Source organism: Kineococcus sp. AC630 (assembly GCF_979255925.1).
Map to the genome: position 1 here is coordinate 80,153 of NZ_CEEDMJ010000019.1, position 22,756 is coordinate 102,908.

The 22,756-nt window shown below is 71.7% G+C and carries 21 protein-coding genes; 13 read left to right on the plus strand and 8 right to left on the minus strand.

The window, feature by feature from the left end:
- Positions 1-141: 141 nt before the first annotated feature.
- Complete coding sequence (locus tag AC0I8G_RS19315) at positions 142-1,245, plus strand: LacI family DNA-binding transcriptional regulator (protein ID WP_471731416.1); 1,104 nt, start codon at positions 142-144, stop codon at positions 1,243-1,245.
- Here the strand turns inward: AC0I8G_RS19315 and AC0I8G_RS19320 are convergent.
- The 5 genes from AC0I8G_RS19320 to AC0I8G_RS19340 all read right to left on the minus strand — a co-directional run bounded on the left by AC0I8G_RS19320 (position 1,190) and on the right by AC0I8G_RS19340 (position 6,671).
- Positions 1,190-2,686, minus strand: coding sequence for an alpha-L-fucosidase (locus tag AC0I8G_RS19320; RefSeq protein ID WP_471731417.1), 1,497 nt, complete (start codon positions 2,684-2,686; stop codon positions 1,190-1,192). The two genes, AC0I8G_RS19315 and AC0I8G_RS19320, sit on opposite strands and share 56 nt — an antisense overlap.
- A gap of 44 nt (positions 2,687-2,730) precedes the next feature.
- Positions 2,731-3,150, minus strand: coding sequence for an RbsD/FucU domain-containing protein (locus AC0I8G_RS19325; protein ID WP_471731387.1), 420 nt, complete (start codon positions 3,148-3,150; stop codon positions 2,731-2,733).
- A 12-nt stretch (positions 3,151-3,162) separates the two neighbouring features.
- Positions 3,163-4,128 (minus strand): aldo/keto reductase, encoded by a 966-nt coding sequence (locus AC0I8G_RS19330; protein WP_471731418.1) that lies wholly within the window; start codon positions 4,126-4,128, stop codon positions 3,163-3,165.
- 151 nt (positions 4,129-4,279) lie between these two features.
- Positions 4,280-5,296 (minus strand): LacI family DNA-binding transcriptional regulator, encoded by a 1,017-nt coding sequence (locus tag AC0I8G_RS19335; RefSeq protein WP_471731388.1) that lies wholly within the window; start codon positions 5,294-5,296, stop codon positions 4,280-4,282.
- Positions 5,297-5,345: 49 nt separating this feature from the next.
- Complete coding sequence (locus tag AC0I8G_RS19340) at positions 5,346-6,671, minus strand: extracellular solute-binding protein (protein WP_471731389.1); 1,326 nt, start codon at positions 6,669-6,671, stop codon at positions 5,346-5,348.
- Positions 6,672-7,029: 358 nt separating this feature from the next.
- Between AC0I8G_RS19340 and AC0I8G_RS19345 the strand changes: the two genes are divergently transcribed.
- The 12 genes from AC0I8G_RS19345 to AC0I8G_RS19400 all read left to right on the plus strand — a co-directional run bounded on the left by AC0I8G_RS19345 (position 7,030) and on the right by AC0I8G_RS19400 (position 19,620).
- Complete coding sequence (locus tag AC0I8G_RS19345) at positions 7,030-8,598, plus strand: ABC transporter substrate-binding protein (protein ID WP_471731390.1); 1,569 nt, start codon at positions 7,030-7,032, stop codon at positions 8,596-8,598.
- Between the two features lie 78 nt (positions 8,599-8,676).
- Entirely contained in the window at positions 8,677-9,636 is a 960-nt protein-coding gene (locus AC0I8G_RS19350) for an ABC transporter permease (protein ID WP_471731391.1), read from the plus strand.
- Entirely contained in the window at positions 9,633-10,517 is an 885-nt protein-coding gene (locus AC0I8G_RS19355; protein WP_328294174.1) for an ABC transporter permease, read from the plus strand. The genes AC0I8G_RS19350 and AC0I8G_RS19355 overlap by 4 nt, the downstream gene beginning before the upstream one ends.
- A 2-nt stretch (positions 10,518-10,519) precedes the next feature.
- Positions 10,520-11,536: an ABC transporter ATP-binding protein gene (locus AC0I8G_RS19360; protein WP_471731392.1), complete on the plus strand. Its 1,017-nt coding sequence runs from the start codon at positions 10,520-10,522 to the stop codon at positions 11,534-11,536.
- Positions 11,533-12,660: an oligopeptide/dipeptide ABC transporter ATP-binding protein gene (locus AC0I8G_RS19365; protein WP_471731393.1), complete on the plus strand. Its 1,128-nt coding sequence runs from the start codon at positions 11,533-11,535 to the stop codon at positions 12,658-12,660. Before AC0I8G_RS19360 ends, AC0I8G_RS19365 begins: the two co-directional genes overlap by 4 nt.
- Entirely contained in the window at positions 12,657-13,490 is an 834-nt protein-coding gene (locus AC0I8G_RS19370) for a M55 family metallopeptidase (protein ID WP_328294171.1), read from the plus strand. Before AC0I8G_RS19365 ends, AC0I8G_RS19370 begins: the two co-directional genes overlap by 4 nt.
- Positions 13,490-14,437 (plus strand): isoaspartyl peptidase/L-asparaginase family protein, encoded by a 948-nt coding sequence (locus tag AC0I8G_RS19375; RefSeq protein WP_380257556.1) that lies wholly within the window; start codon positions 13,490-13,492, stop codon positions 14,435-14,437. The genes AC0I8G_RS19370 and AC0I8G_RS19375 overlap by 1 nt, the downstream gene beginning before the upstream one ends.
- Before the next feature lie 36 nt (positions 14,438-14,473).
- Positions 14,474-15,352 carry a MurR/RpiR family transcriptional regulator gene (locus tag AC0I8G_RS19380; RefSeq protein WP_471731394.1) on the plus strand — a complete coding sequence of 293 codons (879 nt, stop codon included), beginning with the start codon at positions 14,474-14,476 and terminating at the stop codon, positions 15,350-15,352.
- Positions 15,349-16,062: an SDR family NAD(P)-dependent oxidoreductase gene (locus AC0I8G_RS19385; RefSeq protein WP_471731395.1), complete on the plus strand. Its 714-nt coding sequence runs from the start codon at positions 15,349-15,351 to the stop codon at positions 16,060-16,062. Before AC0I8G_RS19380 ends, AC0I8G_RS19385 begins: the two co-directional genes overlap by 4 nt.
- 26 nt (positions 16,063-16,088) lie before the next feature.
- A complete protein-coding gene (locus tag AC0I8G_RS19390; protein WP_471731396.1) occupies positions 16,089-17,831 on the plus strand; it encodes a DUF885 domain-containing protein in 1,743 nt (580 codons plus the stop codon).
- Positions 17,819-18,670 (plus strand): alpha/beta fold hydrolase, encoded by an 852-nt coding sequence (locus AC0I8G_RS19395; protein WP_471731397.1) that lies wholly within the window; start codon positions 17,819-17,821, stop codon positions 18,668-18,670. Before AC0I8G_RS19390 ends, AC0I8G_RS19395 begins: the two co-directional genes overlap by 13 nt.
- Entirely contained in the window at positions 18,667-19,620 is a 954-nt protein-coding gene (locus tag AC0I8G_RS19400) for a ketopantoate reductase family protein (RefSeq protein WP_471731398.1), read from the plus strand. The genes AC0I8G_RS19395 and AC0I8G_RS19400 overlap by 4 nt, the downstream gene beginning before the upstream one ends.
- A 21-nt stretch (positions 19,621-19,641) precedes the next feature.
- Here AC0I8G_RS19400 and AC0I8G_RS19405 read toward each other — a convergent pair whose 3' ends face one another.
- The 3 genes from AC0I8G_RS19405 to AC0I8G_RS19415 all read right to left on the minus strand — a co-directional run bounded on the left by AC0I8G_RS19405 (position 19,642) and on the right by AC0I8G_RS19415 (position 22,623).
- The gene (locus tag AC0I8G_RS19405; protein ID WP_471731399.1) at positions 19,642-20,466 is read right to left on the minus strand and encodes an HAD family hydrolase; all 825 of its coding nucleotides are present in this window, start codon (positions 20,464-20,466) and stop codon (positions 19,642-19,644) included.
- Between the two features lie 48 nt (positions 20,467-20,514).
- Positions 20,515-21,729 (minus strand): Gfo/Idh/MocA family protein, encoded by a 1,215-nt coding sequence (locus AC0I8G_RS19410; protein WP_471731419.1) that lies wholly within the window; start codon positions 21,727-21,729, stop codon positions 20,515-20,517.
- Positions 21,730-21,831: 102 nt separating this feature from the next.
- On the minus strand, positions 21,832-22,623 hold the full coding sequence (locus AC0I8G_RS19415) for a DeoR/GlpR family DNA-binding transcription regulator (RefSeq protein ID WP_471731400.1): 792 nt from the start codon (positions 22,621-22,623) through the stop codon (positions 21,832-21,834).
- Positions 22,624-22,756: the final 133 nt, after the last annotated feature.

A 22,756-nucleotide genomic window follows, 5' to 3' on the forward strand; every position in this document is an offset into this window, starting at 1 on the left:
CACCTCGTTGTGTGTATCGATATAGTGGGTGGCGGTCGCCGACCTGTCAAGCACCTCTCGGAGACGGTCGCTGTAGTTTCTGCGGAAGACCGCGGCGGTGCGGTCACGAGGCGGTGCGGAGGGGAGAGCGACGTGGTCACCATGCGCGACGTCGCGGCCGAGGCCGGGGTCTCGGCGATGACCGTCTCCAACGCCCTCACCGGACGGCGACCGGTCAGCGACTCCACCCGCCGGCTCGTGATGGAGACCGTCGAACGCCTCGGGTACCAGGTGAACGTCGCGGCCCGCAGCCTCCGGCAGGGCCGGACGGGGGTCGTCGGCATCGCCGTCCCCACCCTGGACAGCCACTACTACAGCCGCCTCGCCCACCACCTCGTGCTCGCCTTCGCCCAGTCCGGGATGGCGACGGTGGTCGAGGAGACGCACGCCAGCCGCGAGGGCGAGATCGCCGCGTTCCGCGACTCCCGGCTCAACGCCTACGACGGTCTGGTCATCGCCGCGCTCGGCCTCACCGAACGCGAGATCAACGCCCTCAGCCGGGAGGTGCCCGTCGTCGTCCTCGGCGAGCAGGAACTGCACCAGAGCGTCGACCACGTGAGCATGCCCAACGTCGAGGGCGCCGAAGCGGCGACGCGACTGCTGCTGGACCGGGGGTGCCGCCACCTGGCCCTGGTCGGGTTCCCGACCCTGGAGGACCTGGACGACGTCACCCTCCCCGAGGGGGCCGCGTTCGTCCTGCGCGCCCAGGGGTTCGCGCGGGTGGTGCGGGAGGCCGGGATCCCGGCGAGCGCCGCCTACGCCGGGGTGACCCAGGCCGCCGGCGTGGAGTGCGCCCACGAGCTCCTGAGCCGCGGCGAGGTGCCCGACGGCATCGTCTGCGTGACCGACACCCTCGCCTTCGGCGTCGTCCGCGGGCTCGCCGACCACGGGGTGCGCGTGCCCGACGACGTGCTGGTCGTCGGCTTCGACGACGTCGAGGACGCCCGCTTCCACATCCCCTCGCTCACCTCCGTGGCGCCCGACCTGCAGGGTCTGGTCGACGAGACGGTGCGGTTGCTGGCGCGGCGCATCGCCGACCCCTCGGCGGTCCCGCAGGACGTGACGGTGTCCTACGGGATCGTCGAGCGGGAGTCGACGACGCGGGTCGGTGCAGGTCGTCCCGGTGCGGATCGTGTCAGTGCAGGTCGCCTCAGTGCAGGTCGTCGTTCCGCGGGACGACGGCCTCCTCGGGCAACCGGGCGCTGACGACCACGGCGAGGTCGCCGGGCAGGTCGTCCGGGAGGTCGACCTCGAAGGCCGCGTCGGTCTGGCGGACGACGACGTCGGCACGGCTGCCGAGGACCCGGACGTCGGTCAGCTCGCGCGGGACCAGCCCGGCGGCCCGGCCCCAGGACCGGACGCGCACGACGCCGTCGTCCGGTCGGGCCAGCACCGTGGCGTAGAGCCGGGTGCCGCTCTCCCCCGGGGCGTCGCGGACGGTGAACCGGACGTCCTGCGCGGTGTAGGCGCGGGCCGTGGTGTCGACGAACGACCCCGCCGGGAGGTGGGTGGGGCCCTCCCCCGGGATCGTCCAGGGCCGGGTCCCGTAGATCGCCTCCCCGTTGCGCGCGAGCCACTCCCCCAGCGACTCCAGGAGTTCCACCTCCGCCGGGTCGATCGTGCCGTCGGCCTTCGGCCCGACGTTCAGCAGCAGCACGCCGTTCTTGGCGACGACGTCGACGAGTTCCCCGACGAGTTCCGCGACGGACTTGTAGGAGTGCCCCTCGACCCAGCTCCACGCGGTGCGACCGACGGAGGTGTCGTTCTGCCAGACCCGCGGGTGGATGCCGGACAGCGCCCCGCGTTCCACGTCGTAGACGGCGCTGCCGTCGGCGAACGCCTTCCACTTGTAGTTGATGACCACCTCACGCCCCCACCGCGCGGCGGAGTTGTAGTAGTAGGCGGCCAGCAGGCGCAGCGAGGGTTCGAAGGCGGGCTGCTCGATCCACCAGTCGAACCAGAGGACCTGGGGACGGTAGGTGTCGATGAGTTCGACGGTGCGCAGCAGCCAGTCCTCGAGGAACTGCTCGTTCGGCGCGGTCTCCTCGCGCATCGCCGGCCCGTAGAAGTCGGCGAAGGCGGGGTCGCGGACGTCGGAGGGGAACTCGTGGCCGCCGTTCATGAACCACCAGTGCTCGGCCCGGTGCGAGGAGGCCCCCAGCACCATCCCGGACTCGCGGACCGCGGCGCCCAGCTCCCCGAGCACGTCGCGCTGCGGGCCCATCTCGGCCGCGTTCCAGCGCGAGCGCTGGGTGGCGTACATGGCGAACCCGTCGTGGTGCTCGGCGACGGGCACGACGAACTGCGCTCCCGCCCGGCGGAACGTGGCCGCCCAGGCCTGCGGGTCGAACCGTTCGGCCCGGAACCGCTCGACGAAGTCCTTGTACCCGAACTCGTCCTGCGGTCCGTAAGTGGCCCGGTGGTGCTCGTACTCCGGGGTTCCCTGGCGGTACATCGTGCGGGCGTACCACTCGTTGCCGAAGGCCGGGACGGAGTAGACGCCCCAGTGGATGAAGATGCCGAACTTGGCGTCCTCGTACCAGCGCGGGGCCCGGTACCCCTGCAGCGACTCCCACTCGGGCTGGTACGGCCCCGCCGTCGCCACCGAGCGGACCCGGGCGAGTTCCTCGTCGTCCCTGCCGACCACGTTCTCCACCACGATCTCCTCGTTCCGTCCGGTTCCTGACTCGTTCACGCGGTGCGCACGCCGACGGTGAGCACGACGTTGGCGCACAACCGCTGGTCGCCGGTCACGACGACGACCGCGACACCCGCGGCCCGGGTCCAGTCGTAGAAGGCCCAGCGGTCCACGACGTCGATCGCGACGTCCGGCCCGAGGGCCCGCCGGTAGTCGTGGTGCGCCTCGACCTCGGCCCCGTCGGGGGAGGCCATGAACGTGGCCGCCTCGACGGGGACGGCGCGCAGCACGGGTTCCAGCACGTCGAGGACTCCCACGAGCCCGGGACGCAGGTTCAGGTGGACGACGTCGACCGCGCGGTCGGTCGCCGTCCGCAGCGGGAAGTTCGCGTCGGCGATCACGATGTGGTCGCCGTGGCCGGCGGCGGCCAGGGCGGCCAGCAGCGGCGGGTGCAGCAGTTCCGTCTCCAGCACGGTTCCTCCGGTTCAGTCGGTGATCGGTGCGACGGCGATGCGGCCGTCGAGGTCCCAGAGGTCCTCCCAGGACTCCGCCCCCGGCCAGAGGAACACCTGGCCCTTGATGAGGCGGTTCCCGCGGTCGGCGGCGCGCAGTTCCTCGACCTCCGCGGCGGTGAGGGGGTCCTCGACCACGGCGCGCAGGTTGGCGGTGTACTGCTCCGGCTTCACCGCGAACGGGATGGGGACCTGGCCCCGCGCGACCGCCCACTTGAGGCAGACCAGGGCGGGGTGGACGCCGTGCGCCGCCGCGATGCGCACCACCACGGGGTCCTCGACGTCGACGACGTCGTCGGGGGTCCGGTCCCGTTCCGGCCGCGAGGGCGAACCCAGCGGCGAGTACCCCACCGGCTGGACGCCGTGCGCCACGCAGAAGTCGAACAGCTCCGGCTGCTGGAAGCAGGGGTGCAGTTCCATCTCGTTCAGCGCCGGGGCGATCCGGGCGTCGCGCAGCAGCAGTTCGAGCTTCGGGATCGTCGTGTTGGAGGTCCCCAGGTGGCGCACGAACCCGGCGTCGACGAGGCCCTCCAGGGCCTGCCACAGCGCCAGGTAGGCGTCGTGGTCGTAGGGGCGGGCGTACGGGTCGCGCGCCGAGGTGTCGGCCATCGGGGGGTGGTGGTTGGGGAAGGGCCAGTGCACGAAGACCGCGTCGAGGTGGTCCAGGCGCAGGTCGCGCAACGACCGGTGGACCGAGGCGACCGCGGCCTCCGGGGTGTGCGCGTCGTTCCAGACCTTGGACACGACGAACAACTCCTCCCGCGGGATCCCTTCGGAGATCGCCTCGGTCAGGACTTCGCCGATGCGGTCCTCGTTGCCGTACACGGCGGCGCAGTCGACGAGGCGGTACCCGGCGCGCAGCGCACCGGCGACGGCGTTCGACACCTCCGCCGGGCCGTAGCGGTCGGAACCGAAGGTGCCCAGCCCGATCGCGGGCATGCGGGCACCGCCGCTCAGGGTGCGGAAGGGCACGTCGGCGGGGTGGACGGGGGCGTTCGGACGGCTCACGGTTCTCCTTCGATCCTGGCCTGCGGAACGATAGACGAAACGATTCGCTCCAACAAGGGGGAGACCGCGGCGCCGGCCCGGTTCAGCGCGGCGGCGGACCCACCGAGGGGCCGGGGCGGTGTTCCCCCGGCAGCACGACCCGCCGCGGGGGCGACTGCCCACCCGCGGCCTCGCGCAGCCGGTCGCGCACCATCTCCGCTGCGGCGCGGGCGATCTCGCGCACGGGCTGGACGACCACCGCCGTCCGCGGCCGGGTGAGGGCTGCGACGTCCCGGGCGTCGAACCCGACGAACGACACGTCGTCCGGGACGGTGAGACCGGACTCGGCGAGGACGGTGAGGGCGCCGACCGTGAGTTCCTGGTTGAGGGCGAACACCGCGGTCGGCCGGGGTTCCAGGGCGAGCAGCCGCGCCATCCCCTCCCGGCCCGCCGCCACGGTCAGCGGCCCGCCGACGACGACGCCCCGCGGGACGGGCAGCCCGGCACGGCGCATCGCCCGGCGGAAACCGGCCAGCCGCTCTCGCAGGCTCCAGACCTCGTCCGGGCCGGCGAGCACGGCGATCCGGCGGTGCCCCCGGGCGACGAGGTCGGCCACGACCCCCGCACTGACCTCCGCGTTGTCCAGGACCACCGCGTCGCACACCAGCCCGTCGACGAGGCGGTCGATCAGCACCAGCGGGACGCCACGCGCCGCGGCCGCCGCCAGCGCGGTGGTGTCCCGCGGCGAGGGGACCGCGACGATGCCGTCGACCTGACGATCCAGCAGGTCCGCGACCGCGTCGTCGGCCGCGCCGCCGCTCCGCGAGCGGCTCGAGCGGACCAGGACCCCGACCCCGTCCGCGGCCAGCACCTCCTCCACCCCGGCGATGACGGAGAGGTGGAAGTCGTTGTCGAGTTCCGGCAGCAGCACGCCCACCGTCTGCGAGCGGCGGGTGCGCAGGCTGCGGGCCACGGCGTTCACCCGGAAGCCCAGGTCGCGCGCCGCGACGTCCAGTGCCGCGCGGTTCTCCTCGCGGACCGTGCCGCCGTTGAAGTACTTGGAGATGGTGGCGAGCGAGAGGCCCGTGGCCCGCTGGAGGTCCTTGTAGGTCGCGCGCACGCCACTCCCCCACCGTCGGACCGTTGCCGCTCCGACAGTACAGGGGGTCTCAGCCGGCGCTGGCGGCCTCCATGGCGGTGGCGAACTCCTGCGGGGTCTGGGTGAGACCGAACAACTTCTCGATGTTCTCCAGCAGGGCGTCCGCGGCCGTCGGTGAGAGCGCCTGGTCCCAGGACTGCTGGAACGTCGCCGCCTTCGACGCCAGGTCGTAGACGAACTGCAGCCAGTCGGCGTCCTCGGAGCCTGCGAACCCGCTGTCGGAGCCCACGACGATCGGCACCCCGCCGGAGTCGATCCAGGCCTTCGTCGTCGCGTCGGTGACGAGACCTTCGGCGAGGAACTTCTTGGCCGCGGTCTTGGCCTTCTCCGAGGCCTTCGCGGACATCGCGTAGTAGCCCGAGGGGTTCCCGACGGTGGACGTGGGGTCACCCTTGCCGCCGGTCACGGTGGGGAACGTCGACCACCCCAGGTGGCCGCCGGTCACGAAGTCCCCGCCGTCGGTCTTCATCGAGCCGAAGACCCAGGAGCCGTGCAGCATCATGGCCGCGCGGCCGGTGTAGAGGAGGGCCTGGTCGGCGTTGGAGTCGGCGGTGATGGAGGCGAAGCCCTTGACGAACCCGCCGGCCTTGACGAGGTCCTGCACCTTGGTCAGGGCGTCGATCGAGTCGGGTTTCGACCAGGCCCCGGGTTCGCCGTCGTAGATCGAGGTGAACAGCTCCGCGCCGCCGATGCGGTCGTAGAGGTACTCCAGCCACATCATGTTCGTCCACCGCGACTGCCCGCCCAGCGACAGCGGCGCGACGCCCGCGTCGACGAAGACCGGGACCAGGGCCATCAGCTCGTCCCAGGTCGTGGGGGGCTGAGCCCCCACCTGCTCGAACAGCTTCTTGTTGTAGAAGAACACGATCGGGGACACGACCTCGCACGGGACGGCGTAGATCCTGTCGTCGACCGTGGCCGCGGCGAACGCGCTGCTGAACAGCTTGTCCTTGAGTTCCGCGTTCTCGGTGAAGAAGTCGGTGAGGTCCTCGACCTGCTTGTTGCCGACGTAGTCCCGCAGGCCCCCGCCACCCCAGGTCGGGATGATCGTGGGGGCCTGGGCGGCGCCGATGGCGGTGCGGATCTTGGCCTTGTAGGCGTCGTTCTGGAACGAGGAGAGGGTGAGTTCGCCGTCCGGGTTCGCCTTGTTGAAGGCGTCGACCGCGTCGGTGCGGATGCCCTCCGCCGGTTGCCCGGTGAGGATCCACATCGTGGCGCCGTCCCCGGCGGCCTGGCCGGGGCCCGACGAGCCGCCGCACGAGGCCAGACCGACGGCCAACGGGGCGGCCAGGGCGAGGGTGAGGACTGCGCGTCGGGTGGTGAACTGCTCGTTCATGGTGTCTCCGTCGACGAGCCGCGACCGTGCGGCGTCCGGGCGAGCTGGGGTCGTGCGCGCCGGACGCTGCTCTGCACCCGGTTGGCGGGAACGCTACGTCGCGGAGCCGGTGCGGGGAACGAGCTCGGGCGAACCCCGCCCCCATCGTTAATTTATCGTTATACGGCCCGGATCACCGCGGACTCCCGCGCCGAGAGGTCCCCGGACGGTTGCGTCAGAGTTATCACAAACGTAACAATTGCTGTCCAGATGGGGACTACTGTAATTATCAGTACAGCGGCACCGACGCCCTGGCACGGTCCCCCGATCCACCCCACGGCAGGCGCACCCACGGGTGCAGAGACGAGCGAGGCTCTCCATGAGAAGAAGGACTGGAGTCGTCGGAGCCCTGGCGCTCACGATGGCACTCGCCCTCGGCGGGTGCGGTGCCGCCGACGACAGCGGTGACGGCGGCTCCGCCACGGGCGGTGCACCCACCAAGGGGGGTGACCTCACGATCGCGCGGTCGGCCGACATCATCTCGATGGACAAGACGACGACCTTCGACAACAACTCCATCCGCGTGATGGAGCAGATCATGGAGCCGCTGTTCCACTCCAGCGCGGACGGCAGCGAACTCGAACCCTGGCTCGCCAGCGGCTACACGATCTCCGACGACGGTCTGACGTACACGATCAAGCTCCGCACCGACGTCACGTTCTCCGACGGCACCCCGATGACCGCCAAGGACGTGAAGTTCTCCCTCGACGAGGACACCAAGACCGGTGAGTCCGGCTGGGGCTACATCAACGCGGCCATCGACTCCGTCGAGGCGACCGACGACGCGACGGTCACCATCAAGCTCAAGTACGCGTGGGCGCCCCTCATCGCCGACCTGTCGCTCTTCGCCAACGGGATCATCCCCGACGGCTACGGCGGCAAGACCTCCGAGCAGTTCTACGAGGCCCCCGTCGGCACCGGACCCTTCGTCTGGGACAGCTGGAAGCAGGGGCAGTCGCTCAAGCTGACCGCCAACACCAAGTACTGGCAGAAGGACAAGCCCTACCTCTCCAGCGTGCAGTGGAACGTCGTCCCCGACGCCAACACCCGCAAGCTGCAGGTCCAGGGCGGTCAGATCGACATCGACGACACCCCGGACTGGTCCAGCCTGGCGTCGCTGAAGTCGGCGAGCGGGGTGAAGGCCGAGACGTTCCCCTCCACCCAGATCGACTACGTCGCGTTCAACCAGGCGCGGGCGCCCTTCCAGGACGTCCACGTGCGCCGGGCGATCTCCTACGCCATCGACCGCAAGGCCATGGTCAAGGCCGTCCTGTTCGGCAACGGCACCGAGGCGAACTCGCTGCTCTCACCCGGGACCCCGTACTACGACGAGAACGCCGGCGGGGCGTCGCTCGACGTCGCGAAGGCGAAGGCGGAACTCGCCCAGTCCTCCCAGCCGAACGGCTTCACCACGACCCTGCTGATCTCCTCGGGGAACCCGAACCAGGCCTCCGTCGCGCAGATCATGCAGTCGGAGCTCAAGGACATCGGCATCACGATGGAGATCAAGCAGCTCGACCCGACGGCGAACAAGCAGGCGCGTCTCGCCTCCGACTTCGACATGGCCATCTCGGCCTGGACGATGGACATCCCCGACCCCGACCAGTGGACGTCGTTCGCGGTCGTCCCGACCGGTGGGGCGAAGTCGGCGTTCACCTCCTACGACAACCCCGAGGTCATCGACCTGAACAACCGGGCGCAGAAGGAGACGGACAGCGCCAAGCGTCAGGAGCTCTACACCGAGCTGCAGCAGAAGACGAGCGAGGACGCGTTCCTCGCGTACCTGTACTACTCGCCCTACGTGTACGCCTCGACCGACAAGGTCCAGGGTTTCCACGTGACCCCGCTGGGCGGGTACCTGCTGCAGGACGTCTCCAAGACGAAGTAGCCGTCGTACCGGGGGCGTCCGCCGACGCGGCGGACGCCCCTCCCCCTGCGAACCCCGCGCGAACAAGGAGGTGAGACGGTGCTGCACCGTCTGCGATTCATCCCCGGCCGCCTCGTGCAGTCGATCCCCGTCGCCTTCGGCGTCACCCTCATCGTCTTCCTCCTGGCCCACCTGCTGCCCGGCAACGCCGCGGTCGCCCTGCTCGGCGAGCGCGCCACGGCGGAGAGCGTCGCGGCCCTGACCGCCCAGCTCGGCCTCGACGAGCCGTTGTGGCGGCAGTACCTGACGTTCCTGGGACAACTCGCCCACGGGAACCTCGGCACCAGCCTCACCTACCAGACCCCCGTCGCCCAGCTGGTGCTGCAGGCGATCCCGGTGACGCTGTCCCTGCTGCTCTACGCCCTCGTCATCGCCCTGCTCATCAGCATCCCGCTGGCCGCCCTCGCCGCCTTCCGCCCGGGTGGGGCGCGCGACCTCGGGGTCCGGGGTTTCACCCTCCTGGGCCAGGGGATGCCGCAGTTCTGGGTCGGCATCATGCTCATCCTGCTGCTCGGGGTCGGGATGCGGGCCTTCCCCGTGGGCGGGTACGGCGAGGACGCCGCCGGCCACGTCTACTACCTGTTCCTGCCCGCGCTCACCCTGGCGATCGCGATGTCCCCCACCATCATCCGCAGCCTCCGCTCGTCGATGATCTCGGTGCTGGGTTCGGAGTACGTGGGCACCGCGAAGTCCAAGGGTTCCTACGGGGTGCAGTTGTTCCGGGGCCACGTGCTGCGCAACGCCGCCATCCCCACCGTCTCCATCGTCGGCGTCAACCTCGGGTACCTGGTGGGTGGCTCGCTCGTCATCGAGCGCGTCTTCGCCCTGCCCGGCCTGGGCTCGCTGATGATCAACTCGATCTTCACCCGGGACTTCCCGACCATCCAGGGCGTCACCCTCTTCGTGGCGCTGTTCGTCGTCGTCGTCGGCATCCTCACCGACGTCGTCTACACGGCCCTCGACCCCCGCGTCGACCTCGGCAGGACGGCCCGCGCATGAGCACCCCCACCGCCCTCCTCGTCGAACGCGGCCAGCGACGTCGCGCCGCCCGCTCCCGGACGCTGCGGCCCTGGTACCGCAGCGGCACGCTGGTGGCCGGCATCGTCATCGTCGGGTTCCTCGTCCTGGTCGCGCTGCTGGCCCCCGTCCTCGCCCCGTACGACCCGGTGAAGCAGGACCTGCTCAACGCGCTGCAGTCGCCCTCGGGCGCCCACCCGCTGGGGACCGACAAGTACGGGCGTGACGTGCTGTCGCGGTTGATCTGGGGCGCCCGCGTCGACCTGCGCGTCGGGTTCCTCGCGGTGCTGATCCCCTTCGTCGTCGGGACCGTCGTCGGCGGCATCGCCGGGTACGCCGGCGGGTGGCTGGACACGGTGCTGATGCGCATCGTCGACGTGTTCTTCGCGTTCCCGTTCTACGTCATGGTGATCGTGCTGGTCTTCGTCCTCGGTTCCGGGGAGTTCAGCATCTACCTCGCCATCGCCGCGGTGTCGTGGGTCTCCTACGCCAAGATCGTGCGCGGGGAGGTGCTGGTCGCCAAGGAGCAGGACTACGTCGTCGCGGCCCGCCTGGGCGGGATGTCGCACGCCCGTATCCTGGTCCGCCACATCGGACCGAACGTCCTGTCGCAGGCGATCATCTACGGGATGAGCGACATCGTCATGGACATCATGGCGATCGTCACCCTCGGCTACCTCGGGCTCGGCATCGCCCCGCCCACCGCGGAGTGGGGCTCCATGATCAGCGACGGCCAGGAGTTCATCACCACCCAGTGGCAGCAGGCCACCATCCCCGGTCTCGTCGTCGTCCTCACCAGCCTCGGCCTCTCGTGGCTCGGGGACGGGGTCTCCGACCTGCTCAGCCCCGAGAGGAGGAAGTGACCGTGACCGTTCCCCCGCTCAGTCCCCCGCTCAGTCCCCTGCTCAGCGTCTCCTCGCTCAGCCTCGGCATCCGGCACCGCAACCGGCCGGACACCGTCATCGTCGACGACCTGTCGCTCGAGATCGCCCCGGGAGAACGCTTCGGCGTCGTCGGGGAGTCCGGGTCGGGGAAGTCCCTGACCCTGCGGGCGATCGCCGACCTGCTCCCCCGCGGCGTCGAGGTGCTCTCCGGCAGCATCGTCTACGACGGGCGTGAACTCGTCGGGATGCCCAGCGCCGCGCGACGCCGCCTCATGGGACCCGAGATCGCGATGATCTTCCAGGAACCCATGACCGCGCTGAACCCCGTCGTCCGCGTCGGGGACCAGATCGCCGAGGGGCCCCGTCGCCACCTCGGTCTGTCCGCGAAGGACGCGGGCCGCCTCGCCGTGGAACTCATGGCGAAGACGGGGATCCCCGACCCGGCGCGGCGGGCCCGCGCCTACCCGCACGAACTCTCGGGCGGTCTGCGCCAACGCATCATGATCGCGATGGCGGTCTCCTGCGGGCCCCGGCTCCTGCTCTGCGACGAACCGACCACCGCGCTGGACGTGACCGTGCAGCACCAGGTGCTGAAGGTGCTCGAGGGGCTCTGCGCCGACACCGGCACCGCCCTGGCCTTCGTGACGCACGACCTGGCCGTGGTCAACCAGACGTGCACGGACATGGCGGTGATGTACTCCGGGCACATCGTGGAGTCCGGCACCGTCCGCGACGTCCTGGGCGACCCCCGCCACCCCTACACGAAGGGGTTGCTGGACTCCGCGCCGGACTTCGACCAGCCCGACCGGCGCCTCGTCCCCATCCCGGGTTTCCCGCCGAACCTGGCCGCCCGGCCCCCGGGATGTCCCTTCGCCCCCCGGTGCACGTTCGCCGTGGACGCCTGCACCGCCGCCGTCCCCCCGCGCGAGGTCGTCGCCCCGGGACACGACGCCGCCTGCATCGAGACCCACCGCATCTTCGAGGGAGCACCCGCGTGAGCAGTCCGACCGCGCTGCCGTTGCCGGTGCTGCGGGCCACCGGCGTCACCAAGACGTACCGGCTCCGGCCCTCGCTGGCGACCAGGTTGTCCCGCACCGAGGACGGCCGCACGAGCCTCAAGGCCCTCGACGGGATCGACCTCGAACTGCGCCGGGGGGAGATCCTGGCCCTCGTCGGGGAATCGGGATCGGGCAAGTCGACCCTCGCCAAGGTCCTCGTGGGCGGGACGACCGCGACCTCCGGTGCCCTGGAGCACCAGGGCGAACCCGTGCCCCCGCGCCGGGACAAGGAGGCGAGCCGACGCATCCAGATGGTGTTCCAGGACCCGTACTCCTCGCTCAACCCCCGCATCTCCGTGGGGTCGATGCTCCGTGAGCTCCTGCTGCTGCACCGAGTGGTGGCGCGCTCGGAGGTCCGGGCCGAGAGCGTCCGGTTGCTGAACCTCGTCGGCCTGGAGGAGGACGCCCTCGACGCCTACCCCAGCCAGTTCTCGGGGGGGCAGCGCCAGCGCCTGGCCATCGCGCGGGCCATCGCGGTGCGCCCGGACGTGCTCATCGCCGACGAACCCGTCTCCGCCCTGGACGTCTCGGTGCAGGCCACGATCCTCGAACTGTTCGCGCGGCTGCAGCGCGAACTCGGCCTCAGCATCCTCTTCGTCGCCCACAACCTCGCCGTCGTGCAGCACCTCAGCCAGCGCGTCGCCGTGATGTACCTGGGGCGCATCGTGGAGGTCGCCGAGACGGCGGAACTCTTCGCCAACCCCCGCCACCCCTACACCCGGGCGCTGATCGACTCCATCCCGCGCATGACGGCCGGCAGCGTCAACGAGGAGTTCGTGCTCGAGGGCGAACCGCCCAGCCCCTTCGACGTCCCCGCGGGCTGCCGGTTCAACCCGCGCTGCCCCTACGCGGTCGACGCCTGCCGCACCGTGGACCCCGCGCTGGAACCGGTGGGCGCGGTGGGGACCGGTCCCGCCAGCCACGTGTCGGCCTGCCTGCGGGCCGCGGAACTCCCCGACTTCCAGGCCCCGCCCGACCCCGCGTCGAGCATCGACCGCGTCGACGTCCGTCCTGAACTGCTCGACGAAACACCCGTCCGCGAACCGAGGAGCACCACCCGATGAAGGTCTGGATGTCACTGGACATGGAGGGGGTGGCCGGGATCGTCGACTGGGACCAGTGCCGCCCCGGCAGCCCCTCGTACGCCCTGGGCTGCGAACTCCTGCAGGCCGAGGTCAACGCCGCCATCGAGGGGGCGATCGCCGGCGGGGCGACCGAGGTCGTCCTCAACGACTCGCACAGCCGGATGGCGAACCTCGACCCCCGCGCGATCGCCGGGGAGGCCCGGTACATCTCGGGCCGGCACAAACCCCTGTACATGATGCAGGGGCTCGACGAGACCGTCGACGCGATCTTCTTCGTGGGCTACCACGGGTCGATCTCCGGTGCGGCGTCGACGATGTCGCACACCTACAACCCCGAGGTGTTCTCCGGTGCCCGCCTCAACGGCCGCTACGTCGGCGAGTCCGGCATCAACGCCCTCGTCGCGGAGCACCACGGCGTGCCGATCGCCTTCGTCTCCGGCGACGAGGTGACCTGGGAGGAGACCGAACCGTTCGCCCGCGGGGCCGTGAACGTGGTCACCAAGCACTCGATCACCCGGGCCAGCGCGGAGAACCTGCACCCCACGGAGTCGTGCCGCCGCATCCGCGCCGGGGCCGAGGAGGCCGTCCGCCGGGTCGCCGCCGGGAAGGTGTCGACCCCGGGCATCGAACGTCCCGTCGCCCTCGACCTGGAGATGCAGACGGCGGACATGGCCGACGTCGCGACCTGGGCCCGCCGGGCCGAGCGCACCGGCGTGCGCGAGGTGCGCATCACCGGCGACGACCTGCTCGACGTCTTCCGCTCGTTCGTCGCCGTCAACTACATCACCCGACAGGCAGGTGGCCGCTGATGGCCGACGAGGAATCCATCGCCCGGCCGCGGGAGACCCGGCTCTGGGCCACGCCGCCGTTGCGCGAGTACTCCCTGGCCCTGCACGGCGGGGCGGGTGGGCGGATCGAGGAACTCTCCACCGAGCGCCGCGAGTCCTTCGAGGCCGGGCTCCGGCGCGCCTACCTCGCCGGTCGCGTGGTGCTCGAGGACGGCGGGTCGGCGCTCGACGCCGTCTGCGCCACGGTGGAGCAGCTCGAGGACGACCCGCTGTTCAACGCCGGCCGCGGTGCCGCGCTGGCGGCGGACGGATCGGTCGAGCACGACGCCGCGGTCATGGACGACGACGGCCGCGCCGGGGCGATCGCCGTCTCGCGCCACGCCAAGAACCCCGTCCGCCTCGCCCGCGCGGTGCTGGAGAACAGCTCGCACGTGCTGCTCGTCGACCCCGCCCGCGACCTGGCGACCGGGTGGGACCTCGAGGTGCGCGAGCAGGAGTACTTCATCACCGAGGCGCGGAAGGTCCAGCTGGAACGCATCCACGCCCTGCGCCTCGCCGCCCCCCGCCACGGCACCGTGGGCGCCGTCGCCCGCGACCGTGACGGCAGGATCGCCGTGGCCACCTCGACCGGGGGGATGGCCGCCCAGAGCACCGGCCGGGTCGGGGACAGCCCCGTCATCGGCGCCGGCACCTACGCCCGCGGGGACTCCCTCGCGGTGTCCTGCACGGGCGAGGGGGAGGCGTTCATCCGCGGGGTGGTGTCCTACGACATCGCGGCCCGGATGCGCTACCTCGGAGCCCCGCTGGCCGACGCCGTGCGCGACACCGTCCTCGCCGAGCTGACCGCGAAGGACGCCAGCGGCGGGCTGGTGGCCGTCGCCCCGGACGGCACCGTCGTCGTGGCGCACAACTCCCCGACCATGTTCGCCGCCTTCGAGGGTCAGGACGGGGTCGTCCTGCTGACCTGAGGGTCCGCGGCGCGCTCAGACGAGAGAGTGGACGGCATGAAGATCGACGACGAGATCTTCGCCCGCATGGGCGAGCTGACCCCGGCCGAGAAGAAGGTGGCCCGCACGTTGCTGGCCTCCTACCCCAGCGCCGGGCTGGAGAGCGCGGCCACGGTCGCGAAGGCCGCCGGCACCAGCACCCCCACGGTGCTGCGGCTGGTGACCCGGCTCGGCATGAGCGGCTACCCCGAGTTCCAGCGGCGCCTGCGCGACGAGGTCACCCACCACATGAACAGCCCGGTGCGACGCACCGAGCAGGGAGCCCGGGAACTCGCCGAGCAGCCCGTCTTCCAGACGGCCGTCAGCGAACGGGTCGGGCTGCTCGAGCAGCTCGCCACCTCGGTGCCCCCCAGCGAGTTCGACCTCGCCGTGGAGGCCCTGGCCCGGCGACCGAAGCAGGTCGCCGTCATGGGCGGCTACTTCAGCCGGTTCCCGGCCCAGCTCTTCGCGGCCGAGCTCGACCAGGCGATCCCCTGCGTCGACTTCGTCCCCGAACCCCTGGGGCACGACATCGGGCGGCTCCTGCGGTTGTGCTCCGGTGCCGTCGCGGTGATCTTCGACTTCCGGCGCTACGAGCTGAGCTCGAAGCAGGCCGCGGGCATCGCCAAGAGCCGCGGCGCGACGGTCGTCGTCATCACCGACCAGGGGTTGTCCCCCGCCACCGAGAGCGCCGACATCGTGCTCCCGGTGGCCGTGGACGGGATCCCCTTCGACTCCATGGTCGGCACCGTCGTCCTGGTCGAGGCGCTCGTCGAGGCGGTCCTCCTCGCCAGCGGCAGCCGGGGCATCGACCGCATGAAGGAGTGGGAGAACACCGTCCAGATCGCCCGCGCCCACCGGGTGAGCGCGATCGCCGGACCGGAGGGAACGGAATGAGCGGAGTGAGCGTGGGAACGCAGGCCGGCCGGGTGGCCGTCGTCACCGGCACCGCCCAGGGGATCGGGCGCACCATCGCCGACCGGCTGCGGGAGGCGGGCGCGACCGTGCACGGCGTCGACCGGGACGAGGTCGACCTCGCCGACACCGCAGCGGTCGAGGAGTTCTTCACCGCCGTCGGTGCCGTCGACGTGCTCGTGAACTGCGCCGGCGGGGTCGTGGGGCAGACCCACACCCCCCTCGACGAGCTCGACGACGCGGCCTGGGACGCCGTCGTCCGGGCGAACCTCACGACGATGCGCAACTGCAGCCGCGCCGCCGTCCGCGCCATGAAGCGCGCGGGGTACGGGCGCATCGTCACCATCTCCTCCGGGGCCGGGCGCAGCGTGAGCCTCACCGGCGTCCAGGCCTACACGACCGCGAAGGCGGCCCAGATCGGTCTCACCCGGCAGCTGGCGCACGAACTCGGGCCGTTCGGCATCACCGCCAACTGCATCGCCCCGGGGTTCGTGCTGTCCAACCCCACCACCCAGGCGCAGTGGGACTCCTACGGCGCCGCCGGTCAGCAGGCCCTCCTGGAACGGATCGCCGTGCGGCGCACCGGGACCCCGGACGACATCGCGCGCGGCGTGCTGTTCTTCGCCGACCCCGACGCCTCCTGGGTCAGCGGCCAGACGATCTCCATCGACGGCGGGCACTCCCTCTTCTGAGGGACCCGCAGCAAGGACGGCACCACGTGAGAACGACCACCGACCCGGCTCCCGGGACGGGGCTGGCCGCGCTGCGCGAGCGGTACTTCCACCTCCAGCACACCTACGACCCCTACAACGCGACCCTGCTCGGACTCAGCGAGTTCGACCACCTCCCCGGCGACCCCTCCCGCGCCGCGAGCGAACGCGCCGCCGCGCAGCTGCACGAGGTGGCCCGTGAGGCCGAGGCGATCGACCCCGCCGGACTCGACCAGGACGACGTGGTCGACCGCGGCGTCCTCATCGCCCTGGCCCGGGGCGCCGCGGACGACGCCGCCCACTCGCTGTGGGCGGCGAACGCCTCGGCGAAGGGGTACGTCAGCCGGCAGGGCCTCGTCTTCCAGGCCGTACCGGCCATGACGGCGACCGAACCACAGGCCGCGCAGCGCTACCTGCGCCGCCTCGCCGGACTCCCCGACTTCTTCACGGCCCTCGGGGAGCGCTACGCCGAGGAGGCCGCCGCCGGCCGGGTCCCGACCCGCCTCGGGGTCCAGCACGCGATCGAGCAGCTGGAGGGGCACCTCGCGGTCGCCCTCGACGACGACGCGCTGCTCGCCCCGGCCCGCGGGTCCGGCGACCCGGACACCCTGCGCGACGCGACGCGCCTCGTGGGCGAGGGGGTCCGGCCGGCGCTGCGCGCGCTCACCGCCCGGCTGCGCACGGAACTGCTGCCCCTCGGCCGCACCGGGAGCGACATCGGGATCCACGCCGTGCCGGGAGGGACCGAAGGGTACGCCGCGGCGATCCGCCGGCACACGACGACGGGGCTCACCGCCCCGGAGATCCACCGGATCGGCCTCGACGTCCTCGAGGAGATGCGCGCCGAGTGGGCCGTCGTCGGCGGCCGCGCCCTCGGGGAGACCGAGTTCCCCCGGATCGCCGACCGCCTGCGCAGCGACCCCGCGCTGCGCTTCGAGACCAGCGCGGAGATCGTCGCGGTGGCCCGGGGTGCCCTGCAGCGGGCCGAGGCCGTCCGCGACGCCTGGTTCCCGGCGCTCGCGATCCCGGACTGCGCGATCGAGGAGATCAACCCGATCGACGCGGCCGGCAGCGCCCTGGGCTACTACCGCCCGCCGGCCCTCGACGGGAGCCGACCCGGGGCGTACTGCGTGCTCGCGGCCGACGCCCCGAGCCACTTCCGCTACGAGTACGAGTCGCTGTCCTTCCACGAGGCCGTCCCGGGTCACCACCTGCAACTGGCGACGGCGCAACTCCTCGACATCCCTCGCTACCGGCGCTCGCTCGACGTCGAGGCCTGCAGCTTCAACGAGGGCTGGGGGCTCTACTCCGAGCAGCTGGCCGAGGAGATGGGGCTCTACAGCGACGACCTCTCCCGCCTCGGCATGCTGTCGTTCCGGGCGCTGCGCGCCTGCCGGCTCGTCGTCGACACCGGCATCCACCACTTCGGCTGGACCCGGGAACGGGCGGTGGAGTTCATGTACGACAACACCGCCACGACCCGCGGTCACGTCGAGAGCGAGGTCGACCGCTACACCGCCTGGCCCGGCCAGGCGCTGGCCTACATGATCGGCTGCCGGGAGATCCTGCGGCTGCGCGGAGTGGCGGAACAGCGCCTCGGGGACCGGTTCTCCGTCGTGGAGTTCCACCGCGCAGTCCTGTCCTCGGGGGCCGTTCCGCTCACCGTGCTCGGCGACGTCGTCGAGCACCACATCGAGTCCGTGCTCGCGGACGGGCACACCAGCACCGGAGGAGAACCGTGGACGTCCTGATCAACGGGGCACGCCTGAACGTCGAGGTGCTCGGCCCGGAGGACGGGCCCGTGCTCATCGCCCACCACGGCGGCGGGGGGATCGGTTCCCTCGCCGAACCGCGCTCCACGTTCGGGCCGCTCGCCGACCGGTTCCGCGTCGTCGTGTTCGACGCCCGCGGGTGCGGGCGCAGCGAAGGCGTCGGGCCCTACTCCCACGAGCAGTGGGCCGCCGACGTCGACGGGTTGCGGCAGTGGGCCGGGGCCGAGCGGGTGACGGTCGCCGGAGGTTCCTACGGCGGGTTCATCGCGTTGGAGTACGCCGTGCGCTACCCCCGGCACGTGCAGGCCGTGGTCCTGCGCGACACCTCCGCCGACGGGTCCAACCTGGAACTCGCGTTCCGGAACGCCCGGGAGCAGACCCGCGTCGAGATCGACTGGGAGCACTTCGACCGCTACTGGGGCGGCACCGTCCGCAGCGACGAGGAGCTCAAGGAACTGTGGCGGGAACTCATCCCGCTCTACGACGCCGACTACGACGAGGCGCGGTCCACGGCCGCGGTCGAGGCCGGGATCTACCGGCACGAGGCGCACAACGCGTGCTTCCAGGAGAACTTCCCGACTTACGACCTCAAGGCCGACCTGCCGCACGTGGCGGTCCCGGTGCTGGTCACCGTCGGCCGCCACGACTGGGTGACCCCGGTCAGCGCGTCCGAGACCATCGCGCGTCTCGTCCCCGGGGCGGAACTCGTGGTGTTCGAGAACTCGGGCCACTCGCCCCAGAACGAGGAACGCGAGGAGTTCCAGCGCGTGCTGCGGGACTTCGTCGACCGCGCCGTGCCGGGGCAGGTGCGGTCGTGAAGCTGTTCGTCATCGGCGCCGGCGCCATCGGCGGGACCCTCGGGGCCCGCGCGTTCCGTGACGGCCACGACGTGACCCTGGTGGACGCGGACGCGGCGCACGTCGCCGCGATCCGGCGCGACGGGCTGCGCATCGAGGGCCCGGTCGAGGAGTTCGTCGTCCGGGTCCCGGCGATCCTGCCCGAGGAACTGCCCGACACCGTCGAGCACGCCGTCGTCGCCGTGAAGAGCCTGCACACCGCCGCCGTCGCCGACCTGCTGCGCGACCGCCTCGCCCCGGACGGCTACGTCCTGACCGTCCAGAACGGGCTGACCGCCGACGTCCTCATCGAGGCCGTCGGCCGCGAACGGGTGCTCGCGAGCTTCGTCAACATCGGGGCCGACCTGATGGCGCCGGGGGTCGTCCTCCAGGGCAACGTCGCCACCTTCCGGATCGGGGAACTGGCCGGCGGCCCGGTCACGCCGCGCGTCGCCCGGCTCGCCGAGGTCCTCCCCTACGCCGAGGCCACCGAGAACGTGCTCGGCTACCTCTGGGGGAAGGAGGTCTACGGCGCCATGATGTGGGCGGGAGCCGTGTCCGACCTCCCGATCGCGGAGACCCTCGAACGTCCCGAGTACCGCGGGGTCATGACCGCGATCTCCGAGGAGGTGCTGGCCCAGGCGCCCGTCACCGTCGAGGGGTTCGACGGTTTCGAGCCGGACGACCTCCCCGGGTCCTTCGACCGCCTCGCCGCCTTCAACCGCCGCAGCGCCAAGACGCACTCCGGCATCTACCGCGACCTCATGGTCCGCAAGCGCAAGACCGAGGTCGACGAGGTCCACAAGGACATCCAGGGCCCCGTCTTCGACAGGGTGGTGGAGATGATCCACGACATCGAGGAGGGCCGCCGGACGTGCGAGGTGGCGAACCTCGACGAGCTGGCCCGCTTCGTCGCGGCCCGCGCGAGCTGAGCCCGCGACCGGCCCGAGGGGTCAGACCGCCGACGACCCCGCGGTGACGAGGTCCTCGAGCACCATCGCGAGCCCGTCGTCGTCGACGTGGCCCGTGACCGCGTCGGCGGCGGCCTGGACCTCGGCCGGGGCGTTGCCCATGGCGATGCCGCGGGCGGCCCAGCGCAGCATCTCGACGTCGTTGCGGCCGTCGCCGACGGCGAGGGTCGCGGCGCGTTCGACGTCCAACCGCACCCGGACCTCCTCCAGCGCACTGGCCTTGGTCACGCCGTCGGGGGCGAGGTCGAGCCAGGCCGTCCACCCGACGGAGTAGGCGACGCCGTGCAGACCGACCGCCTCGACCAGCGAGGAGAACTCCGCGGAGGTGTGCTCGGGGCTGCGGACGACGACCCGCATCACCGGCTCGGTGAAGAGCTCGGTGAAGGGCACGACCTCCATCTCCCCGGTGAGTTCCCCGTCCGGGAACGGTGCGGTGAGCTTGAAACCACGCCCCAGGACCTCGACGGCGAACAACCCCGCGGGCAGGTGCTCGCGCAGGGCCTCGGCCACCCCCGACGGGTCGAAGGTGTGCAGCGAGACGACGCGGTAGCCCTGCGGTTCGGTGGCGTCGAGCTGGACCGTGACGGCGCCGTTGGAGCACACCGCGAAACCGTCGTGCAGACCCAGGCGCTGCAGCACCGGCAGCGTCCCGTGCAGCGAGCGTCCGGTCGCGACGACGACGTGCGCACCGGCCTCCGCCACCCGGCGCACGGCCGACCGGACCCGGTCGGACATCGCCTCGTCCAGGTCGACGACGGTTCCATCGACGTCGAGCGCCACCAGCACGCCCTCCAGGCCACCACTCACGTCCTCCAGCCTAAGGTCACCCCAGCTCGGAGCTCGCCACCACGTGGGTCACGCCTCGCCACCGCGGTCTGCCGGTGGCGCCCCTCCCGCCGTGACCCGCTCCTGGAAGTGGCGACGGACGTCGTCGGGGAGGTCGGGGACGGTCTGCGGGAGCGAGCCGGAACGAAGCGACTCCGCGGCCAGCGAACCCGCGGCCACCGCCTCCCGCGCCGCGACCGGGGAGACCACCGTCGGCGAACCGTCGGCGACGTGGGCCAGGAACTCCGCCATCGTGAGGACGTCGGCGTCCTCGTGACCGCTCTCGACGCCGGCGATGGGGTGCTCCCGGTCCCCGGCCGCGGAGAACTCGTGACGGCGGTTCCAGACCCGGACCACGCCGCCCGCGGTGTCCCCGAAGTTCTCCAACCGGCCCTCGGTGCCGATCACCGTGTAGTTGCGCCAGTAGTCCGGGGTGAAGTGGCACTGCTGGTAACTGGCCTGGACCCCGTTGTCCAACGTCATGAGGACCATGGAGAGGTCCTCGACGTCCACCACCGGGTTCAGTCCCGTCGCCGCCGCCGGCGGCCAGTTGTCCATCGAGAACCAGTCCGGCATCGTCTCCCCCGGCCGCTCCCGCCGGTCCTGGATCGCGCCGTAGACCATCAGGTCACCCATGCCCACGACCCGGCGCGTGTACCCGCCGGCCAGGTGGTGGATGACGTCGATGTCGTGGCTGGCCTTCTGGAGCAGCAGCGTGCCCGTGCGACGACGGTCGGCGTGCCAGTCCTTGAAGTAGTAGTCGCCGCCGTGCCCGACGAAGTGGCGCACCCAGACGGCCTTCACCTCGCCGATCTCGCCGCGGGCGATGACGTCCCGCATGGTCCGCACCACCTCCGCGTGCCGGAAGTTGTGCCCCACGTAGAGCGGGGTCCCCGTCTCCGTGGCCGCGAGCAGCACCCGGTCGGCGTCGGCGAGCGTCGTCGCGAGCGGCTTCTCCAGGTACACCGCGATCCCGGCGCGCAGCAGGTCCACCGCGATCGCGGCGTGGGTGTCGTCGGGGGTGGTGACGATGGCCGCGTCGACGCCACCCGCCGCGACGAGCGCCCGGTGGTCGGGGTGCAGGACGGCGCCGGGGAAGCTCGTCGCGGCGCGCTCCCGGCCGGCGGGGGTGGTGTCGGCGACCGCGACGATGCGCGCGCCGGGACGGACGACCGGCACGTGCTGACCGATCTCGGAGCGGGCCCCGGCACCGATGAGGGCGACCCTGAGGTCCGAGGTGATCACCACGCCGCCCTCGTGAGCGAACTTGTCACAAAACGGGTCCACATGAGCATGAAGTGACACTAGCTCGCAGACCACGACAGGACCAGGGAGGGCGGAGGGCGCTCAGGACCCGGCGACGACGACCTCGACGCCGGCCGCGGCCAGCTCCGCTGCGACGTCCCCCGCCACCGGGGCATCGGTCACCAGGACGTCGAGGCGCTCCAGCGAGCAGATCCGGGCGAAGGTCGTGCGGCCCAGCTTCGTCGCGTCGGCCGCGACGACCACCCGGCCGGCCACGGCCGCGATCTGCCGGCTCGCCTCCGCCTCCCCCTCGTGCACCGTCGTCACCCCGAACCGACCGGTGAGGCCGTCGACCCCGAGGACGGCGAGGTCGAGGCTGAAGTCGCGCAACGAGGACCCCACCAGCGGACCCACCAGCTCGTAGCTCTGCCGGCGCGGCACCCCGCCCGTGACCACGATCTTCACGTGCTCGCGCACCGACATCTCGTAGGCGATGTTCAGCGCGTTCGTCACGATCGTGACCCCGGGCGCACCCCCGCCGGGACGCAGCCGCTCGCTCGCGCCCAGGGCCCGGGCCACCTCGGTCGTCGTCGTCCCGCCGTTCAGGCCCACGGAATCCCCCGGCTGCACCAGCTCGACCACGGCCCGGGCGATGGCCAGCTTCGCGTCCGCCTGGCGGGCGATCTTGTACTGCAGCGGGAGCTCGTACCCCGTGCCGAGCACGGCCGCACCACCGTGGGTGCGGGTGACCAGGCGCTGCTCGGCGAGGAGGTTCAGGTCCCGGCGCACGGTGGCGGTCGAGACGCCCAGCGTCTGCGCGACCTCGGCGATGGAGACGTTCCCGCGCTCGGTCACGTACTCGAGCACCTGGTTGAGGCGCTGCTGGGCGGTCATGTGCGGCTCCTCCACTGGGGCTCCCAGGATGGCACGTCGGGGATTGACGTCGGTGCACGATCCTGCTCAAGATGACCCCGCACAGATCAACAACGATCAGCAGCGGTCTTGGACGTTGCCGGCGACGAGCCGG